This window comes from Phytoactinopolyspora endophytica (genome assembly GCF_004138495.1).
GTDB classification, from domain to species: Bacteria; Actinomycetota; Actinomycetes; order Jiangellales; family Jiangellaceae; genus Phytoactinopolyspora; species Phytoactinopolyspora endophytica.
This window is the reverse complement of record NZ_ML142855.1, coordinates 130,428-133,268: the sequence shown is the minus strand read 5'-3', so window position 1 is coordinate 133,268 and position 2,841 is coordinate 130,428. Positions and strand designations below refer to the sequence as shown.

The following is a 2,841-nucleotide window of genomic DNA, read 5'->3' as shown; positions in this document are numbered from 1 at the left end:
ACGCCCGTCGACCGGATCATCCTCGACGTTCCGAGAGAGAACCCTGAGTACGACAATCTCTGGCTCAGCCTCAGCCCTCAGGAAGCGCGGGAACTTGCCGCACGCCTCATGCGGCATGCGTCCGAAGCGGAGACGACAGGCTGACCGCCTCTGCTGTCGCCCGTTGGGCCGTCCGGACGTCAAGCGACTCACATGTGCTGGCACCCGCGTTCGTCGGTCCTGTACCGCCGCTTCGATGGGCATTACAGCTTGTTGGCGCTGGCATCGCGTACCTGATTGGCACACCTGGCGACATGCTCGAATCGATCCGCCCGGGTCGCTCGGCGTACGAGCTCAGTCATACCCTTCGTGGGTCCGACCCCCAGTTCGTCGCGGAGCATGACCCGGAAACGTTCGTACTCCCGCAGGGCATCGGCGAGGTTGCCCTCGACGAGGTGGACGTTGATGACGGATCTGCGGGCGCTCTCCCGCAACGGGTCGATCTCGACCGCGCGAAGCGCGACCTCCAGCGCATGCGCGTACGCGCCGCGTTCGACCAACGCGCGCGACCATGCTTCGAGGACGTGCAGGCGGACGTGCTGAAGTCGTTCGCGCTCGAGCACGACCCAACCGTCAGACCACCCGGGAAGCAGGTCGCCGCCAACGACCGACGGGTCGTGCAGGGCCGTCGTCAACACCGTGGCCTCGCCGGAGAACACGAGGTCGGCGTGTCGTTGGAACTCATCGATGTCCACCCACACGACGTCGGCGAGCCAGATATCACCGTTGCTGGTCTCGATGACGCCGGGTGCCTTCCGGTTCAACGCGGACAGCGCCGCCCGTAGGCTGGCCTGAGCATGCGACTCGTCCACGTCTGGCCACAACGCACCGGCAAGCAAGCCGCGGCACTGAGGTCCACGCAACGTGAGAAATGCGACCAATCGCTGGCTGCGCCACGGCACCGTGATCAGCCGGCGCCCATCCAACAGCCGCCAGCAGTCGAACAACATCAACTTCAAACCTACACGTCTGTCCATGTTGGCCCCCCAACAGACACTTCGAGACTATAGGACGGCCGGAGCTCACGCGAGAGGGTTGTGCCATCGGGCTCGGACCACTACCCCGCGAGCGACTCGGCTCGTTCCCAGACCCCCGGGTCCTGTCCGCCCAGTCTCCAGAAGAAGACGCCACCTACGGCGTATTCAGCGACCAGGTCCAGCTTCGATTCCGCGCTAGCGGCGTCCTCGTACCACACCTCGTGCCGCCCGCCGGACTCATCGACGTAGGTGAACCACGGCGAGCCGTCCGCTGCCCGTTCGACCGTCGCACCGTACCGGGCAGCCCTGTCCTGGACTTGCTCGAAGTCAACGGTCTCCCCGGCACCGCCCGACCAGTCGTATCCGAGCAGCACGATCCCGAGCACCACCTTGTCAGCGGGGATCTGCGTCACGGCCCACGAGACGACCCGCTCGACCCACGTCGCCGGAGCGACAGGCCCCGGGGGAGACGTGTCCCACGAGTAGTCGTAGGTCATGAGCCGCACCTGATCCGCCGCCGCGCCGATCGCCCGATAATCCTGCGCCTCGTTGCGTTCGTCGTACCCCTGCTCGTCCGTCTTCGGATGCACCGCGACCGCGAGGACCTTCCCCTCCGCGTGCAGCGCGTCCGCCAACTGTTGGACGAACCGTGTGAACGCGTCCCGGTCGGTGGCGTACAGATCTTCGTAGTCGATGTCGATGCCGTCGTAGGAGTTGGTGACCGCGAGGTCGACCAGCGCGGCGATATGAGCGCGCGTCGCCCCAGCATCGTGCAGCATGTCGCGGACGATGTCCGGACGCCATTCGCCCCGGTGCAGGCTGGTCACTGTCGGGATCACCTGCACCCCGTTCTCCTGCAGGAATCGCACCGTCTCCGGGTCCACGTCAGTGTGCTCGGGATCGGCTTGGACCACGTTGCCGGAGCCGTCGAGGGAGTACCAGACCGGGCTGATCTGATCGAACAGGTCGAGATGCCGGAGGACCACGTCGAACGCACGCTCCTGGTCCCAATACGGGACGTACCCGATCCGCGACGCGGACGCTGGCGTCTCTCGCGGATGCGCTCCGCCATCCAGGTCTCGCGTTGCCATCGTCGCCACCAGCAGTGTGCCGATCAGCACGACGGCTCCGAACGCCGCCGCGACCACGGCACGACCGCGGAGACGGCGGCGAGGTCGCCGGTGACATCCGGCACCGCTGATCACGATACTCGCCGTGCCGGACTGGTCCACTGCCCGTTCGAGGTGGTGCGCCATGCCCGCGGTATCGCTCGCAGCGCCGCGACCGCATCCACGAACCGGAGAACGAGGAACACGACTCCGTACAGCAGCAAGCTTGGCCGACGCAGCGCCAGCGCGGCCGCCATGGTGAGGGCGTAGTCGAGGATCAGCAAGAGCCCGATCAGGCCGGCCAGCGTCTCTTGGACCACCAGTAAGCCGGATGGAACGGTGAGCCAGCCCAGACCGCTGAATCCGTGGGTCACGACGGTGATGACCAGCACGCACAGGTACAGCCCCAGCACGACGACGACGCCGATCGCCGCAAGCAGGACTTCGATGAGAAACAGCACCAACGCAGCGGAGAATCCGCTGAGCCACAGACCGTGCCGGCGCAGGGTCTGCCAGAACCCTAGATGCCACCGGCAGACCTGGCTGTAGTAGTCGCCCAGCGTCACCGGATCCTGCGTGGTCGCGAATACACACGGCCGGAACGCGATCTTGCCGAAGTGTTTGCGGTGTATCTCGAACGTCATGTTGAAGTCCTCGATCACCAGGCCCGGCGGATTGAGGTCCATGTCCGGCAGCATCCGCGTCCGGTACATGCT

General features: G+C 65.9%; 3 protein-coding genes. All 3 read right to left on the bottom strand.

The genetic code is table 11. The annotated features are described in order from the left end of the window. Nucleotides 1–242: 242 nt before the first annotated feature. On the bottom strand, nt 243–1,016 hold the full coding sequence (locus tag ELR45_RS15465; RefSeq protein ID WP_129667219.1) for an AfsR/SARP family transcriptional regulator: 774 nt from the start codon (nt 1,014–1,016) through the stop codon (nt 243–245). Between the two features lie 80 nt (nt 1,017–1,096). Continuing rightward, nucleotides 1,097–2,137, bottom strand: a complete 1,041-nt coding sequence (locus ELR45_RS15460; protein ID WP_240759760.1) for a glycosyl hydrolase family 18 protein — start codon at nt 2,135–2,137, stop codon at nt 1,097–1,099. Between the two features lie 80 nt (nt 2,138–2,217). Next, nucleotides 2,218–2,841: glycosyltransferase family 2 protein (locus ELR45_RS15455; protein ID WP_205856649.1), on the bottom strand; the 624-nt coding region annotated here is incomplete at its 5' end.

What these genes read in the sequence shown, in the direction of transcription:
- ELR45_RS15465 (WP_129667219.1), bottom strand. Translation starts at nt 1,016, where the DNA reads ATGGACAGACGTGTAGGTTTGAAGTTGATGTTGTTCGACTGCTGGCGG.